Here is a 15,601-nt window from a genome sequence, read left to right on the forward strand (position 1 = left end):
GCCCGGGAGATCAGGGCTTCAGGTGCTCGGTGAGGAACTTTTCCATGGCGGCGTAGAACTCGAACTTGTTCTCGTCGTTGTGGAAGCCGTGTCCTTCGTTGTCTTTCACCATGTATTCGACCTCTACGCCGCGCTTGCGCAGGGCTTCGACCACCTGGTCGCTCTCGGCCTTGTTGACGCGCGGATCCTTGGCGCCTTGCGCAATGAACAGCGGCGTCTTGATGCGATCGACGTGCAGCGCCGGCGAGGTGGCCGCCAGGCGCTCCTTATCGCGCTCGGGGTCGCCGACCATATCCTGCATTTTCGCCAGCAGCGGTTTCCAGTAGGGTGGAATGGTCTGCATGAAGGTGAAGAGGTTGGAGACGCCGACATAATCCACCGCCGCCGCGTACAGCTCCGGGGTGAAGGTGATGCCGGCCAGCGTGGCGTAACCGCCGTAGCTGCCGCCATAAATGCCGATACGCTTGGGGTCGGCGATGCCCTGGTCGATCAGCCACTGAACACCGTCAGTGATGTCGTCCTGCATGGCCAGGCCCCATTGGCCGAAGCTGGCCTCCCAGAACTTGCGGCCATAGCCGGTGGAGCCGCGGAAGTTCATCTGCAGGACGCAGAAGCCGCGGTTGGCCAGGAACTGCACTTCCGGGTTGTAGCCCCAGCTGTCGCGCGCCCACGGCCCGCCGTGCGGGTTGACGATGCAGGCGAGATTCTTCGGGTCGCGGCCCTTGGGCAGGGTCAGGTAGCCGTGGATGGTCAGGCCGTCGCGCGCGGTGTACTGGATCGGGCGCACTTCGGCCATGTCGGCCTCGGGCAGTGCCGGGTTGATGTCGGCCAGCTTGTGCAGGTTGTCGCGGGCGGCGTCGTAGAGGTAGCGCGCACCGGGGGTGCGGTCGTTGTAGGCCGCCACGATGAAGACGTCTTCGTCGCGGTTGCTGCTTTGCAGGCTGAGCTCGTAGCCCGGCAGATGACGGGCCAGCCTGGCGTACAGGGCTTCGGTCTCGGGATCGAAGAAGTGGTACTGCGGCTTGTCGGTCTGGTAGGCCGCCAGCGTCAGGACCTTGCGCTTGCGCGAATAGCCGGCGGCGTCCAGATCGACTGTCCCGGGTTCGAAGATCAGGGTTTCGTCATCCGGCCGGGCCGGGTCGATCTCGACCAGCGCGAGGCGGTCGCGACCGCGATTGGACAGCGCATAGAGCCGCTTGTCATCGAAGGTGAACAGCGCCGGGCTGACCGAGGTACGGTAGTCGGTGGTGATCAGGGGGCGGAACGGCGATTGCTCGTCGTCGCGGTAGAGCAGGGTGGTGTTCAGGCCGTCGCTGGTGATGGCAGCGCGCACACGGCCCTGGTGGTCGGTCTGCCAGCCGACCACGTTGCCCGGGTTCTCGGCCACGCGCGTGGCCTGGCCGGTATGTACATTGACGCGATAGACGTCGAACACCTGCGGGTCGCGCTGGTTGTGAGACAGCAGGATGTGATCGGGATCGTCGGGCAGGTCGTCTTCGATGCCGGCGCGCACGCCGTCGAACGGCGTCAGGTCGGTGACCTTGCCGTTACGGGTGTCGACGGCGACCACGTGGAAGTTCTCGTCGCCACCGAAGTCTTTCTGGTAGAGGACGGTATGGTTGCCCTTCCAGAAGAAGTTGCTGATGTCGCGCGCGCTTTCGTGAGTCAGCTGTTGCGCCTCGCCCTGGGGTTTGCCGTCGGCCAGGGGCTGCACGTAGATATTCATGCGCGCGGGCTGGCCGTCGACGCTTACCGGCTGCATGAAGCCCAGGCTCCTGCCGTCATCGGCCAGCCGGAAAAAACCGCGCTCCGGGTTGCGGAAGAAATCTTTCAGGGGGTAGGTTTGCGGGGGCTGGGCAGCCGCGCCTGCGGCCGCGCCGATCAGGCCGGCGGTCAGCAGGGTGCGCATCATGAGTTTCAGCAAAATGGTCTCCGGACTCGGGCGCCGGCGGCCGGGCAGGCCAGCGGCGTGAACGGGATGGCGCGCGCAGGCGCCAGCGGGGTTTCATCATGCCATAGCCGTTCGCACGCCGTCGAATCGCCTGGAAATGCGGGATAATCGCGGCAGTCTATGGAGGAATCATGTTCAAAGCCATCCCCCTTGCGGCAGCCGTTCTGGCCCTGGCAGGATGCACCGTGGGGACCGGTCCCAATGGCGGCGCCCTGTCGGCCGACATGCAGGCCAAGGTTTCCTATCAGGCCGCCTACGAGGCGGCCATGGCGCAGGCCCAGCGCTGCCTGCTCGGACAGGGCGGCTATCGCCTGGACGGCAAGCTGGAGCAGGGCACTGCGCTGGTGCGCGTGCTGGCGCCCATGAGCGATAACGAAATGACGCGCGTGGAAATCAAATCCAGCGGGCCGGACAGCGCGGCAGTGCACATCAACATGTGGGGCCGCAGCATCTGGAACCGCGACGCACTGCGCGCCATGAAAGAGGCCGTCACCTTCGGCGTGCCGTCCTGCGTCAGTTACATGCCGGGCGACCCCAGGCCCGCCGAGGAAGTCTGGACGCTGCCGCGTCCGCGCTAGGCTTCAGTCGCCGCCCGGGCGCTGCGGCACCAGCTTGAAGGTGGCCGAAGACTTGGCCACCAGCTCGCCGCTGGCATTGTGGATTTCTCCCTCACAGAAGGCGATCGACTTGCCCAGGCGCAGACAGCGCGCGGAGACGATCAGATCGCCCAACGCCGGCGCCAGGAAGCTGGTGTTCATGTCGATGGTGGCCATGCCGACATTGTTGCGGGTGCCGCGCGCGGCCGCGCTCATGGTGAAATCCAGCACGCTCATCAGAGTGCCGCCGTGCACGTGTCCGCGACTGTTGGTCAGCGCCTCGCGCCAGGGAAGGCGGCAGCGCGCGGCTCCATCTTCGATGGCTTCGGGGATCAGGCCCATCAGGTTCATCAAGGGAATATGCAGGCCGAAGTAATCGGTGGCGGGCGTTTCGTGCTGCGTGGAATCGGTCATCGGGGAAGAAAAACGTTCTGCGAAAAGCGGCCACTGTAGCGCGAAAAAACCGGCCTCTCCAGGCGCGTGGCCGCGCCGTGGCCGGCCTGGCGCTGCAGGCGCCGGCCAGACGGGCCATAATATCGGTACCGTATAAATATCCAGTAGTCCGGCCCGCCGCCGTCGGGCCATCAGGTGCATGACTGATCCGATCCGAAAAATCGTGCATGTCGACATGGACGCGTTCTATGCCTCCGTCGAGCAGCGCGACCGTCCCGACCTGCGTGGCCTGCCCGTGGTGGTGGCCTGGACCGGTGCGCGGTCGGTGGTCTGTGCGGCCTCCTATGAGGCGCGCCGTTATGGCGTGCATTCGGCCATGGCGGTGGCGCGCGCCCAGCGCTTGTGTCCGGACGCGGTCTATGTGCCGCCGGATTTCAATCGCTACCGCGAGGTCTCGCGCCAGGTGCGCGCCATCATGGCGCGTCACACCGACCTCATCGAGCCGTTGTCGCTGGACGAAGCCTATCTCGATGTGACCGTCAACAAGCTGGGGATGGCCTCGGCCACGGCCGTGGCCGAGGCCATCCGCGCGCAGATCCGCCAGGAAACCGGCCTGACCGCCTCGGCGGGCGTGGCGCCCAACAAATTCCTCGCCAAGATCGCCTCCGACTGGAACAAGCCGGACGGCTTGTTCGTGATTCCGCCGGCGCGCGTGCTGGCTTTTCTGGAGCCCCTGCCGGTGCGCAAGGTGCCTGGGGTGGGCAAGGTCATGCAGGGCAGGTTGCAGGCGCTGGGTGTCGAGACGGTGGGGGATCTGGCCGGGCGCGAACAGGGCGAGCTGGAGCACCTGTTCGGCCGGTATGGGCGTCGCCTGTACGAGTTGGCGCGCGGGATCGACCATCGCGAGGTGCAGCCGGACCAGCCCTTGCAGCAGATCTCGGCGGAAAACACCTTCGAGCGCGACCGGCGTCTGGACGAACTGGACGAGGCCCTGGCGCAACTGGCCACGCGTGTCTGGGAGCAGGCGCGCAAGAAGGGGCGGCTGGGCCGCACGGTGGTGCTCAAGCTCAAGACCGACCGCTTCCGGTTGCTCACGCGCAGCCTGACGCTGCCGCAGCCGCCGGCCTCGCCCGAAGCCTTGGCCCAGGTGGCGCGCCAGTTGTGCGGGCGGGTGGATCTGCCGGCCCAGACCCGCTACCGGCTGGCGGGCGTGGGCATGAGCAATTTCGCCGAGCCCGAAACGGGCGAGGGCCCGCGCCAGCCGGATCTGTTCGGCGGCGTGTTCTAGGCCGCCGGAGCGTTCAGGCCAGGCGGGCCTTGACCTGCTGCGACAGCTGGGACATGTCGGCCCGGCCGGCCAGCGCCGGCTTGAGGATGGCCATGATCTTGCCCATGGCGGCCGGCCCGCTGACGCCTTGCGCCGCCACGTCGGCAAAGGCGGCGTCGATGGCGGCCTCGACTTCCTCGGCGCTGGCGGCGGCCGGCAGGAACTCCTGCAGCACCGCCAGTTCGGCCTTTTCCTGCTCGGCGGTCTCGGTCCGGCCGGCGGCCTCGAAGGCGGCGATCGACTCGCGTCGTTGCTTGACCTGCTTCTCGACGATGGCGGTGATCTCGGCGTCGCTGACGTCGCGGCGCTCATCGACTTCCTTTTGCTTGATAGCGGCCATCAGGAAGCGCAGGGTGGCCAGGCGGGCGCTGTCCTTGGCGCGCATGGCCTGCTTCTGAGCGTCGAGCAGGGCGGTCTTGAGCGTCTGGGTGCTCATGGATGAATCCTTCAGTGTTGCGTCGAAGCCCGTGTTTTAACTCTCGCGGGCCCGATGCAGCAAGCGCGCATTTAAAACATGTAGAATAAATACATCTTTAAAGCCGGGCTGCCGGCAATCTCTCAGGAGCCATGCATGTTGAGTGCAACCGTACGTGAGCTGGTCAAATCCACCGCCCCTGTTCTGAAGACCCATGGCGAAGCGTTGACGCGCCATTTCTACGCGCGCATGTTCCAGCACAATCCGGAACTCAAGCAGGTGTTCAACCAGGGCCACCAGCAAAGCGGCCAGCAGCAGCAGGCGCTGGCCATGGCCGTCGCGGCCTATGCCGAGCATATCGATGATCCGTCGGTACTCGGGCCGGTGCTGGAGCGCATCGCGCACAAGCATGTCAGCCTTAGCGTGCGTCCTGAGCAGTACGCCATCGTGGGCAAGCATTTGCTGGCCTCGATCCGCGAGGTGCTGGGCGATGCGGCCACCGATGAGCTGATCGACGCCTGGGCGGCGGCCTATGGCCAGTTGGTCGACGTGCTGGTGGGCATCGAGTCGCGCATGTATGCCGAAGCGGCCACCAAGGAGGGCGGCTGGAGCGGCTGGCGCGGCTTCAAGGTGGTGGGCAAGGTGCCCGAGAGCGCCGAGATCACGTCTTTCTATCTGCGCCCGGTCGATGGCGGTCCGCTGCCCGACTATCAGCCTGGCCAGTATCTGTCGGTGCGTCTGTATCTGCCCGAACATGGCCTGGTGCAGCCGCGCCAGTACAGCCTGTCGGATGCGCCGGGCAAGGACAGCCTGCGCATTTCGGTCAAGCGCGAGGCAGCCGGCGCAGGTCCGGCTGGCCAGGTTTCCAATCGCCTGCACGACCATGTTCAGGAAGGCGATGTGCTGGACGTCGCGCCGCCTTGTGGCGATTTCGTGCTGCGCCGCGATGGGCAGGGGCCGGTGGTGATGATCTCCGGCGGGGTCGGCATCACGCCCATGATGGCCATGCTCAATACCTTGCTGGCCCGCCAGCAAGCCGGCGAGGCGGCGCGCGAGCTGCGTTTCGTGCATGCCTGCCGCCAGGCATCGGTGCATGCCATGCGCGACGAGATCAACGAGGCAGCCCGCCAGCACGCCAATCTGCGCCGCCATGTGTTCTATGAGCACGTGGCCGAAGGCGACCGCCAGGGCGTTGACTACGACTACGCCGGGCGCATCGAATGGCAGCGCATCGCCGATGACGTGGTGTTGCCCGAAGCGGATTATTATCTGTGTGGCCCGCTGCCTTTCATGCGGGACCAGCACGATGCCCTGCGCGCGCGCGGGGTGCCGGCCGAGCGTATCCATGCCGAGGCTTTCGGCACGGGCGGTCCTGGCTGGTAAGGCGGTTTTCCTGCCTCGCCGAGGCGTACCCCGGTTTTTCATAGGCCTGAATGCAACTGACCCGCTTTACCGATTTTGGCCTGCGTGTGCTGATGTACCTCACGCAGTGCCGCGACCGCGAAAAACCCGTGACGATCCCCGAGATCGCCGAGCGTTTCGAGATCTCGCGCCATCATCTGGTGAAAGTGGTGCATTTCATGTCGCAGCAGGGCTGGGTGGCCGCCACCCGGGGCAAGGGCGGCGGGCTGGCGCTGGCGCGCGCAGCCTCCGACTACCGGCTCGGCGAGCTGGTGCGCACCCTGGAGCATCAGGGGGGGCTGGTCGATTGTGCCGACCCGCCCTGTGCGCTGCAGGGGGCCTGCCGCCTGACCGGGGTGCTGCAGGAGGCCTTGCGCAGCTTCTATGCCTTTCTGGATGGCCATACCTTGGCGGAACTGGTCGGCTCGCCGACCGGCGCGGCCATCATCCGTCTGCATCGACCGATGCGAGAAACCAAGCCAGAAACCAAACCTTAGGTTATGGATAGTCCTCACAAAGGCATTTGCCCCTGAGAGCTTCGCCCTCGGACAATAGGGTTTCGATTCCTATTCTGGGTGGCAAGGTTATGCGGGTATGTGTGATCGGCGCCGGCGTGATTGGCACGACCACGGCGTATTTTCTGGCGCGCGAGGGGCATGAGGTGGTGCTGGTGGACAGCCAGCCGGGCCCCGGCGAGGTGTCCAGCTATGCCAACGGCGGACAATTGAGTTACAGCTATGTGGCCCCTCTGGCCGGTCCTGGCGTATTGCCCAGTGTGCCGGGCTGGCTGCTGCGGGCCGATTCGCCCCTGCGCTTCCGGCCCCGGATGGATCCGCATCAGTGGCTGTGGTGCCTGCAGTTCGCACTGGCTTGCCGCGCCGATGTGGCGCGCCGCTCCACGGCGCAACTGCAAACCCTTTCCTACCTGAGCCGGGACGTGCTCAATGCCCTGCTCGAAGAAACGCCGCTGGAGTTCGGCCATCTGCGCAATGGCAAGTTGATTGCCTATCGCAGCGCCGAATTGCTGGACAAGGCGCGTCGTCTGGCCGCCTATCAGGCCAGCCTGGGCGCGGCCGAGCAACGCGTGCTCGGCGCGGCCGAGACGCTGGCGCTGGAGCCCGCGCTGGCCGGCATGGGTTCCGCGCTGGCCGGCGCCGTCTATACCCCCAGCGAGGAGGCGGGAGATTGCCACCAGTTCACGGTGGCGCTGTTCGAACGCCTGAAGTCGCTGGGCAATGTCGAATGCCATATGGGCTGCCGGGTGACCGGGCTGTGGCGCGAGGGACGCCGCGTGGTGGCCGTGCGCACCGCCCAGGGCGATATCGGCGCCGACGCGGTCGTGCTGGCTACCGGGGTCGGCACCCGTGAACTCATCCGGCCTCTGGGCCAGGATGTGCCGTTGTATCCGCTCAAGGGATACAGCCTCACGGTGCCGCTGCGGGCCGAGGACGAGTCGGTGGCGCCAGCCATCAGCGTGACCGACTACGAGCGCCGCATTGTGTATGCCCGCATCGGGCAGACGCTGCGCATCGCGGCCATGGTGGATATCGGCAGCCCGGGCGCGAGCATCGATGACAAACGCGTGGCTCTGCTCAAGCAGCAGGTGGCTGAGGCCTTCCCGGGGCTGGACCTGAGCCGGGCGCAGGCCTGGGCAGGCTTGCGTCCGGCCACGCCGACCGGCAAGCCTTTGATCGGGCGCGCGCGGGTGGCGGACAACCTCTGGCTCAATATCGGCCAGGGTGCGCTGGGTTTCACGCTGGCCTGCGGCAGCGCGACGCTGCTGAGCGCCCTCATGCAGGGCATCACGCCGCCGATCGACGCCCAGCCTTTCCAGCCCTGAACCGGCGGGCCGTGCCGCAGGATCCGAACCGCCTCGCGGGTGAGTTCAGCCAGGGACGGTTTTTCAATGGAAGTCGCGGCTGCGGGCGGCCAGCGCCTGGCCGTCGAGACGACGCAGCAAGGGCGTGAGATCGACCAGACGCTGCGCCACCAGGTTGCAGATGCCGTCCTGCTTCTGCCAGCGCCCATAGACGCCCAGCAGGACGGCGGCCAACAGTTCGCGCCGCTGGCGTTCCATCAGCTCAACATGCACGACCACGTTGATCGGTCCGGTTTCATCCTCCAGGGTGACGAAGATGGTGCCCTTGGCCGTTTGCGGGCGCTGGCGCACCGTGACGATGCCGCAGGCGCGCGCCAGACGGCGGTCGGGATAGCCGCGCAGCGTGCTGGCCGTCTCGAAGCGGCGGCCCTGGAGTTCCTCGCGCAGCAGCGCCAGGGGGTGGCGCCCCAGGGTCAGCCCGGTGCTGGCGTAATCGGCCACGATGCTCTGGCCCTCGCTGAGGGCGGGCAGCGCGGGGGCGGCGCCTTCCAGGATAGGGGCGTCGCGCAGCAGATCGCGTGCGGCCACGCCGCCGGCAGCCTGCCAGCGCGCCTGTCGGCGGTGACCGGCCAGTGCGCGCAGCGCGTCGGCGTCGGCCAGGGCATCGAGCTCGTGGCGGTCCAGGCGGGCGCGTCGTGCCAGATCGGCCACGTCGCGCAAGGGCGCCTGGGCGCGCACGGCCTCGATGCGCTGCGCGCTGGCCTGCTTGAGGCCCTTGATCTGGTTCAGGCCCAGGCGCACGGCCGGACGCGTGGCGCCCGGCATGGCGGCGAGCGTCGCTTCCCACTGGCTGTGCTCGATGTCGACCGGCAATACCGTCACGCCGTGGCGGCGGGCATCCTGCAGCAGTTGCGCCGGGGCGTAGAAACCCATGGGCTGCGAGTTCAGCAGTGCGGCCAGGAAGGCCTCGGGTTCGTGGCACTTGAGCCAGGCGCTGGCATAGGCCAGCTGGGCGAAGCTGGCGGCGTGGCTTTCAGGAAAACCGTATTCGCCGAACCCCTCGATCTGCCGGAACAGGGCTTCGCCGAACTCCAGCGTATAACCGTGTGACAGCAGGCCGGCGATGAGCTCGCCACGGAATTTGTCCACGCCGCCCTTGCGGCGCCAGGCGGCCATCGAGCGGCGCAGCGCATCGGCCTGGTCGGCCGAGAAGCCGGCCGCGTCCATGGCAATCTGCATCACCTGCTCCTGGAAGATGGGCACGCCGAGGGTGCGCTCCAGGACTTTCTTGATGGCCGGCCCGGGATAGCTGACCGGCTCTTTTTTCTGACGCCGGCGCAGATAGGGGTGCACCATGCCACCCTGGATGGGGCCGGGCCGCACGATGGCGACCTGCACCACCAGGTCGTAGTATTCGCGCGGCTGCAGCCGGGGCAGCATGCTCATCTGGGCGCGCGACTCGATCTGGAATACGCCGATGGTGTCTGCCTGGCAGATCATGTCGTAGGTGGGGGAGTCGTCATGGGGTATCTGGTGCAGCGCCAGGGGCTGGCCCCGGCGCAGACTCACCAGCGCCAGCGCGCGGCGCAGCATCGACAGCATGCCCAGCGCCAGGATGTCGACCTTGAGCAGCTTGAGCGCATCCAGGTCGTCCTTGTCCCATTGCACCACGCTGCGTTGCGGCATGGCGGCGTTCTCGATCGGCACCAGGCGCGAGAGTTTGCCGCGCGAGATGACGAATCCTCCCGGATGCTGCGACAGATGGCGTGGAAAGCCGATCAGGGTTTCGGCCAGGGCGGCCCATTGGCGCGCCACCCGCGAATCGGGATCCAGGCCGCATTCTCCGAGGGTGCGCAGCATGGCCTTCTTGCCATCCCACCATTGATGGGCGCGCGCCACGCTGTCGATGATGGCCGGATCCAGCCCGAGCGCGCGCCCGGTATCGCGCAGCACGCTGCGGGGCCGGTAGGTGATGACCACGGCAGCCAGTGCCGCTCGCGGACGGCCGTACTTGCGGTAGATGTACTGGATGATCTCTTCGCGCCGCTGGTGCTCGAAATCGACGTCGATGTCGGGCGGTTCATTGCGTGCCTTGCTGATGAAGCGGGCAAAGAGCGCCGTGCCCTTGCTGGGGTCGACGGCTGTGATCCCCAGGCAGTAGCAGACCGCCGAGTTGGCGGCCGAGCCTCGTCCCTGGCACAGGATGCCGCGCCGGCGCGCCTCGCTGACGATGTCGTGGACAGTAAGAAAATAGGCTTCGTAGCGCAGTTCGGCGATCAGCGAGAGCTCCGTGTCGATGGCCTGGCGCACGCTTTGCGGCACGCCTTCGGGATAGCGCGAGGCCGCGCCCTGCAGGGTGGCCTGGCGCAGGTAAGTGGCCGGCGTCATGCCGGGCGGCACGATCTCGTCGGGATATTCGTAGCGGATCTCGTCCAGGGAAAAGCGGCAGCGCCGGGCTATCGCCAGGGTTTCGGCCAGCGCCTGGGGCGGATACAGGCGGGCCAGGCGCAGTCGCGAGCGCAGATGGCGCTCGGCATTGGCCGAGAGGTCATAGCCGCATTGCGCCACGCTGCGTCCGCTGCGGATGGCGGCCAGGGTGTCGTGCACCGGTTTGCGCGAGCGCACGTGCATTTGCACCTGGCCCAGGGCCGTGACAGGCAGGCCGGCCGACTGGGCGGCGGTCTGCACGGCGTGGCGGTGCAGGTCGTCGCGGGGGCCGTGCAGCAGCGCCAGCCCCACCCAGGCGCGTTCGCCGAAGCAGCGCGCCAGCCAATGGGCCTGGGCCGTCATGACGGCGGGAGCCAGCCCGTGAGCCGGCGCGAGGATGGCAAGGCAGCCGGGCAGGCCTTGCAGGGCGGCCGTCTCCGGGGTGACCAGATCCGCCGGGGACAAACGGTACTGGCCTTTCTCGGCGCGTCCGCGTCCCAGGGTGATGAGCTCGGCCAGATTGCCATAGCCTTCGCGATCCTGGGCCAGCAGCACCAGTTCGATGGGGGCATCGCCGCCGTTGTCCAGCGACACGCGGCTGCCGATGAGCAACTGCAGGCCGGGGTGCTCGCGTGCCTGGACGTGGGCGCGCACCACGCCGGCCAGCGAACACTCATCGGTCAGGGCGAGTGCGGCGTAACCCAGTTCGGCGGCCCGTTCGACCAGCTCTTCTGGGTGCGAGGCGCCGGTCAGGAAGCTGAAGTTGGATTGGCAGTCCAGTTCGGCGTAGGCGGGCAGCAAGGCGCTATCGGCAAGCATGGCGGCTATCCGTAGAGACCGTGGAGAAACCAGCGCTGCCCGCGCTCGCGATAGAGCCAGTAACGGGCCCCGGCCTGGTCTTCGGCGACGAAGTAGTCGCGTTGGGCGGGGGTGTCGTCCCACCAGCCGCTCTCGATGCGCTCCGGGCCGCGCAGCAGCCGCAGGGGCTGGCCTTGATAGACCGGTCGGTGGTTTTGTTCCGGCAGCGCACGTGCCGGCTCCAGCAGCCAGAAGGGGCGCTCCAGGACAGGCCCCGCAGGGCAATGGCGTGGCGCGGGCTGGTGGACGGGCTGCCACTGGTTGGCCTGCTCCGGCCGGTGGTCGGCGCAGGCGGCGGCATGACGTACGGCCTGCGGCCCCAGGCGTGCGGCCAGCAGATCGAGCAAGCGGGCGTGGTCGGCGGCCTGGCTGGCCGGGTCGGGAAACAGCGTCTGGCTGGCGCTGTCGGCCTGCTGGGTCTGATCGGCGCTCAGCGCCATGGCGATCACCGGCTCGGGCAGTTCCAGGCGCTCCAGGCGCTCGCGCAGCAAGACCTCCAGATGGCGGCTGTGCCAGGCCGGTTCGGCCATGGTCACAGTCAGGCACGAGGGTGGGCGGGCACGGCGGCCGCGTTCGTGTTCGAGCCGCAGGGTAATGCTGCGTACCGCGAGCCGCCCGCCGTGCAGCCAGCCGCTGAGTTGCTCGGTCAGGCGGGCGGCTGCGCCCAGCAGGGCCTGGGCGTGTTCGGCGTAATCGGCCAGTTCGAGCCGGGCCTCGAAACGCGGCGCTGCGATGAACCAGGCGTGGGCTTCGGCCGTCTGGCCATAGGCGCGGTCCAGCGCCATGAGCAGATCGGGGCTGGCACGGCGTTGCAGGCCGGCGCGCGGCAGGGCGCGCAACTGGGCCAGGCATTCACAGCCCAGGCCCTCTAGCCAGGCGGCCTGGGCCTGGGCTTCGGGCAGCAACCCGACCGGCAGGGCGTCGAGGCGTCGCGCCAGACTGGACAGCCGTAGCGCGGCTGGCGCCGCGCCGCGTGCCAGCAGCCAGGCGCCCTGGGCCGTCGGGGCCATGCCCAGCCGGCCATGCAGGCAGAGCGTCGCGAGTGTGGCCCGCACGCGCCGCGCCAGCGCGCGCGGGCCGCCGAACAGGCGCAGGCTGGCTCCGACGTCCAGCAGGAGCGCGTCGGGTTCGCGCAGGGCCAGCTGCGGGGTGTACTGCAACAGCGCCAGTGCGGCTTCCTGCAGGCGCAGGATTTCCGCCGCGCGATCGCGGGCGAACAGTTCGGCCTGTGGCGCCAGCGCCTGTGCGCTGGCGCGCCGTTGGCCCGGGCGCAGACCGGCCTGTCGGGCGGCTGGCGACAGGGCGATGAGGCGTTCGTGCTCGACGACGGCGCAACAGCGCCCGGTGTCGGCCCAGCCGGCCAACACGCTATCGAGCGGCAACTGATGCAGGAACAGGGCGATCCAGAGGCGCATGGACATACGGCGCAATGGGGGCGAGCGGGGCTGGCGCAGCGGGCAGGGGAACGAACAGGGGGGCCGCGCAGGCCGGGCCGCGCCGCTTGAGGATATGGATGGCGAGCCCCCCCGGCGCGGGCGTCAGCGCCAGACGGAGCGGCGCGGGCGAGGCGGCCCGGGCGGCCTGTGCGGGCCGCAGCACGAAAAACAGCGTATCGCTGGCCTGGGCCGCGAGATGCAGGCGGCGCAGAATTTCCGGGCGCGCCTGGGGCAGCCAGCACAACAGCGCCGCGCAACTGGCATGGCGCAGGATCTGTTCGGCGGCCCAAGGGGCATCGGTGGCCTTGGGCGGAGCGATCCAAAGCAGCCGCTCGGGCGCCAGCCGGGCCTGGCGCCACGCGGCGATGTGGGGGGTAAGGGGAGGGTGAACCAGGGCAATCGGGCGCGTGTCGGGGGCATCGGCCAGGGCCGGGGCCAGCAGTGTCAGTTCGCCGCTGCCGGCATGCGGCAGCAGCAGCTCGGTCAGCCCGCCGATGGGCCATCCGCCATCGGGCAACTGGCGTGCCAGCGCATCGTGGCCGGTGGGGAGCACGCGCGCGCTGCCCCGGGCCAGCTGGGTGGCGCGCCAGAGTGCGGGGTGGATCTGTTCGGGCAAAGGCATGCCGGGGATAAATAAGACTGTATAAATATACAGTATACGCGTACGGCGCCAGCCGCGTCATGGGAGCGGTTCATCAAGATGGGCGCAGTGCTGGAAGGCGCCGCTGCGGGCCGGCATGCGGGCGGCGGGCGTGAACGATAGAATGACGGCATCAGGCCGGAGCTCGCCGGCATCTTGGATTCACGCCCTATGAATGCACCCCTCATGACCGTCATCGAACTTTTGCCCGAGCCGCAGGTCAAGCCGCGGCAACTGTTCATCCTGTTGCACGATGCCGCCGGTGGGCCCGCCGATATGGAGGCGCTGGCCCAGGCCATCCGCCAGGCCTTTCCCGCCGCCGCCGTGCTGATTCCGGCCGCGCCGCAGCCTTCCGAAGGCGCCAGCGCGACCCGCAATTGGTTCCTGACCGAAGGCTTGAGCGAGGACAGGCGGATTGCCCGGGTGGCCGAGGCGATGCCGCAGTTGCTTGCTTATATCCAGGCGCGTCAGCATGACCTGGGGTTGCTGCCGCCGGATACCGCGCTGGCCGGCTTCGGGCAGGGCGCCATCATGGCCTTGGAAGCCGTTCAGGCCCACGACGGGCTGGCCGGCCGGGTGCTGGCCTTTTCCGGCCGCTATGCGCAGGCGCCCAAGGTGCCCCCGCTGTATTCCACCATTCACCTGCTGCATGGCGAAGACGATGCGATCGTGCCGGTCGCCCAGGCCAAGGCCGGCTACGCCCGCCTGGCCGAACTGCAGGGAGATGCCACCATCGACATCGCCAGCACGGTAGGGCATGAGCTGCACCCGGCCCTGGTGCGCGTTGCGTTGCAGCGGCTCCAATCCCATGTGCCCAAGCGCGCCTGGGAAGAGGCCATGCGCCAGGCGCAGGCGCAGCAGGGTACGCCCACCACGCACTGAACCGGCGGTTCAGGGAGCGGGCGTGTCGGCCTGCCAGCCGCCGCCCAGCGCCAGAAAGAGCGCGATCTGGTCGCGCGCCAGGCTGGCCTGGGAGGCCGCCAGCGCGCTGGCCGTCTCGGCCTGAGTCCGTTCGGCATCCAGCACGCCCAGATAATCGCTTTTACCGAGACGGAACAGTTCGCGCGCCTGCCTGGCCGCTTGCGCGCTGTGGGTCTGCGCGGCCAGCAAGGCCTGGTGGCGGTCCAGCTGGCGCGCATAGGTGACCAGGGCGCTCTCGGTTTCTCGCAGGGCATTGAGCACCACGCCGTCGAAATGTGCGGCCGCCTGCTGGCTGGCGGCTTCGGCCTGCGCGATCCTGGCCTGGGCGATGCCGGTGTTGGGCAGGGTCCAGTGGATCAGCGGCCCCAGGCTCCAGGCCAGGGTGCCGGATTGGCCCAGCATAGAGGCAGGCCCAGCCGAAGCTGCCGACAGGCCCAGCGTGATCCGGGGGTAGAGATCGCCCGTGGCGACGCCGATACGGGCGCTGGCGGCCGCCAGTTCCCGTTCGGCCTGGCGGATGTCGGGACGGCGGCGCAGGAGTGCGGCGCCGTCGCCGACCGGGATGGTCTGCGTCAGCCGGGGCGGCTGCGCGCATTGCAGCAGAGCCGGCGGCAATTCGGCGGGCGCGCGGCCGGTCAAGGCCGCCAGGCGGTAGAAGGCGGTGCGCCGCTGGGCCTCGAAGGGCGGTAGCGCCGCCTGCAATTGTTGCAGCTGGGTCTGCGCGCGTTCGACATCCAGCGCTGTGCCGCGCCCGGCGCGCTGCAACTGCCGCACCGCCTTGAGCGAGGCCTGCTGCCATTGCACCGATTGGCGTGCCGAAGCCCACTGCATGCCGGCGGCGCACAGGTCGGCATAGGCACGCGCCGTTTCGGCCGCGACGGTCACGCGGGCGGCATCGTAGGTCGCCTGGGCTGCCTGCGCATCGCCCTGGGCGGCTTCGACGGCGCGCCGGATCTGGCCGAACAGATCCACCTGATAGGAAACGCTCACGCCACCCGAATAGTGCGCCCGGTCGGCCGGCTGCTGCCCGGGTTGGCCGGCCTGGATGCCGGACTCGTGCCCCAGCGAAGGCTGGGCCTGAACGGACACGCCGGGCCGGCCCGCGCCTTGCGCGGCCTGCACGCCGGCTTGCGCGCGCGCCAGATTGGCGGCCGCCTGGCGCAGATCGGTGTTGGCCTGCAGGGCGTCCTGGATCAGGCGGTCGAGGCTGGGGTCGTCATACAGGCGCCACCAGTGCGGCGGCAGGGCCTGCTGCCCGTAAGGACCCTGGCGGGCTTCGGTAAAGGAGGCTTGGGCGGCGGGCCGCCCGGCCGCGGCATCGGCCGGGACGTGATAGTCCGGGCCGACCGTGGCGCAGCCCGCCAGCAGCAAGACGGCAAGGAGGCAGGAAGGGTTGCGTGTGGGCATGATGATGGCC

General features: G+C 68.5%; 13 protein-coding genes. 6 read left to right on the plus strand and 7 right to left on the minus strand.

Features of this window, described 5'->3' with window-relative positions:
- Nucleotides 1-10: 10 nt before the first annotated feature.
- Nucleotides 11-1,924, minus strand: coding sequence for a S9 family peptidase (locus A7V84_RS16370; RefSeq protein ID WP_025514775.1), 1,914 nt, complete (start codon nt 1,922-1,924; stop codon nt 11-13).
- A gap of 158 nt (nt 1,925-2,082) precedes the next feature.
- Between A7V84_RS16370 and A7V84_RS16375 the strand changes: the two genes are divergently transcribed.
- On the plus strand, nt 2,083-2,529 hold the full coding sequence (locus A7V84_RS16375; protein ID WP_025514777.1) for a BPTD_2524 family lipoprotein: 447 nt from the start codon (nt 2,083-2,085) through the stop codon (nt 2,527-2,529).
- 3 nt (nt 2,530-2,532) lie between these two features.
- On the opposite strand, the gene A7V84_RS16380 is transcribed toward A7V84_RS16375, so the two are convergent.
- Nucleotides 2,533-2,961 (minus strand): PaaI family thioesterase, encoded by a 429-nt coding sequence (locus A7V84_RS16380; protein ID WP_025514779.1) that lies wholly within the window; start codon nt 2,959-2,961, stop codon nt 2,533-2,535.
- A gap of 178 nt (nt 2,962-3,139) precedes the next feature.
- On the opposite strand from A7V84_RS16380, the gene dinB reads away from it, so the two are divergent.
- On the plus strand, nt 3,140-4,228 hold the full coding sequence (dinB, locus tag A7V84_RS16385; protein WP_063492339.1) for a DNA polymerase IV: 1,089 nt from the start codon (nt 3,140-3,142) through the stop codon (nt 4,226-4,228).
- A gap of 13 nt (nt 4,229-4,241) precedes the next feature.
- Here the strand turns inward: dinB and A7V84_RS16390 are convergent, their stop codons facing one another.
- Entirely contained in the window at nt 4,242-4,703 is a 462-nt protein-coding gene (locus A7V84_RS16390) for a GatB/YqeY domain-containing protein (protein ID WP_025514783.1), read from the minus strand.
- Between the two features lie 135 nt (nt 4,704-4,838).
- Here A7V84_RS16390 and hmpA point away from each other — a divergent pair, with 135 nt between their 5' ends.
- The 3 genes from hmpA to A7V84_RS16405 all read left to right on the plus strand — a co-directional run bounded on the left by hmpA (nt 4,839) and on the right by A7V84_RS16405 (nt 7,923).
- On the plus strand, nt 4,839-6,065 hold the full coding sequence (gene hmpA, locus A7V84_RS16395; RefSeq protein WP_033534854.1) for an NO-inducible flavohemoprotein: 1,227 nt from the start codon (nt 4,839-4,841) through the stop codon (nt 6,063-6,065).
- Between the two features lie 50 nt (nt 6,066-6,115).
- On the plus strand, nt 6,116-6,580 hold the full coding sequence (locus tag A7V84_RS16400; RefSeq protein WP_025514787.1) for an RrF2 family transcriptional regulator: 465 nt from the start codon (nt 6,116-6,118) through the stop codon (nt 6,578-6,580).
- Between the two features lie 89 nt (nt 6,581-6,669).
- A complete protein-coding gene (locus tag A7V84_RS16405) occupies nt 6,670-7,923 on the plus strand; it encodes a D-amino acid dehydrogenase (RefSeq protein WP_025514789.1) in 1,254 nt (417 codons plus the stop codon).
- 63 nt (nt 7,924-7,986) lie between these two features.
- Here A7V84_RS16405 and A7V84_RS16410 read toward each other — a convergent pair whose 3' ends face one another.
- From A7V84_RS16410 to imuA, 3 genes are read right to left on the minus strand one after another with little or no spacing between them, the layout of a single operon-like run.
- Nucleotides 7,987-11,148, minus strand: a complete 3,162-nt coding sequence (locus A7V84_RS16410) for an error-prone DNA polymerase (RefSeq protein WP_063492338.1) — start codon at nt 11,146-11,148, stop codon at nt 7,987-7,989.
- Between the two features lie 5 nt (nt 11,149-11,153).
- Nucleotides 11,154-12,602, minus strand: a complete 1,449-nt coding sequence (locus tag A7V84_RS16415) for a Y-family DNA polymerase (RefSeq protein ID WP_025514793.1) — start codon at nt 12,600-12,602, stop codon at nt 11,154-11,156.
- Nucleotides 12,556-13,245, minus strand: a complete 690-nt coding sequence (imuA, locus tag A7V84_RS16420) for a translesion DNA synthesis-associated protein ImuA (RefSeq protein WP_033534851.1) — start codon at nt 13,243-13,245, stop codon at nt 12,556-12,558. Before imuA ends, A7V84_RS16415 begins: the two co-directional genes overlap by 47 nt.
- A gap of 189 nt (nt 13,246-13,434) precedes the next feature.
- Between imuA and ypfH the strand changes: the two genes are divergently transcribed.
- The gene (gene ypfH, locus A7V84_RS16425) at nt 13,435-14,145 is read left to right on the plus strand and encodes an esterase (RefSeq protein WP_025514796.1); all 711 of its coding nucleotides are present in this window, start codon (nt 13,435-13,437) and stop codon (nt 14,143-14,145) included.
- 9 nt (nt 14,146-14,154) lie between these two features.
- Here ypfH and A7V84_RS16430 read toward each other — a convergent pair whose 3' ends face one another.
- Nucleotides 14,155-15,591: an efflux transporter outer membrane subunit gene (locus A7V84_RS16430; protein WP_063492632.1), complete on the minus strand. Its 1,437-nt coding sequence runs from the start codon at nt 15,589-15,591 to the stop codon at nt 14,155-14,157.
- Nucleotides 15,592-15,601: the final 10 nt, after the last annotated feature.

It is taken from the genome of Bordetella trematum (genome assembly GCF_900078335.1).
GTDB lineage: Bacteria > Pseudomonadota > Gammaproteobacteria > Burkholderiales > Burkholderiaceae_B > Bordetella > Bordetella trematum.

What these genes read in the sequence shown, in the direction of transcription:
- A7V84_RS16375 (WP_025514777.1), top strand. Translation starts at nt 2,083, where the DNA reads ATGTTCAAAGCCATCCCCCTTGCGGCAGCCGTTCTGGCCCTGGCAGGA.
- A7V84_RS16380 (WP_025514779.1), bottom strand. Translation starts at nt 2,961, where the DNA reads ATGACCGATTCCACGCAGCACGAAACGCCCGCCACCGATTACTTCGGC.
- dinB (WP_063492339.1), top strand. Translation starts at nt 3,140, where the DNA reads ATGACTGATCCGATCCGAAAAATCGTGCATGTCGACATGGACGCGTTC.
- A7V84_RS16390 (WP_025514783.1), bottom strand. Translation starts at nt 4,703, where the DNA reads ATGAGCACCCAGACGCTCAAGACCGCCCTGCTCGACGCTCAGAAGCAG.
- hmpA (WP_033534854.1), top strand. Translation starts at nt 4,839, where the DNA reads ATGTTGAGTGCAACCGTACGTGAGCTGGTCAAATCCACCGCCCCTGTT.
- A7V84_RS16400 (WP_025514787.1), top strand. Translation starts at nt 6,116, where the DNA reads ATGCAACTGACCCGCTTTACCGATTTTGGCCTGCGTGTGCTGATGTAC.
- A7V84_RS16405 (WP_025514789.1), top strand. Translation starts at nt 6,670, where the DNA reads ATGCGGGTATGTGTGATCGGCGCCGGCGTGATTGGCACGACCACGGCG.
- A7V84_RS16410 (WP_063492338.1), bottom strand. Translation starts at nt 11,148, where the DNA reads ATGCTTGCCGATAGCGCCTTGCTGCCCGCCTACGCCGAACTGGACTGC.
- A7V84_RS16415 (WP_025514793.1), bottom strand. Translation starts at nt 12,602, where the DNA reads ATGCGCCTCTGGATCGCCCTGTTCCTGCATCAGTTGCCGCTCGATAGC.
- imuA (WP_033534851.1), bottom strand. Translation starts at nt 13,245, where the DNA reads ATGCCTTTGCCCGAACAGATCCACCCCGCACTCTGGCGCGCCACCCAG.
- ypfH (WP_025514796.1), top strand. Translation starts at nt 13,435, where the DNA reads ATGAATGCACCCCTCATGACCGTCATCGAACTTTTGCCCGAGCCGCAG.
- A7V84_RS16430 (WP_063492632.1), bottom strand. Translation starts at nt 15,591, where the DNA reads ATGCCCACACGCAACCCTTCCTGCCTCCTTGCCGTCTTGCTGCTGGCG.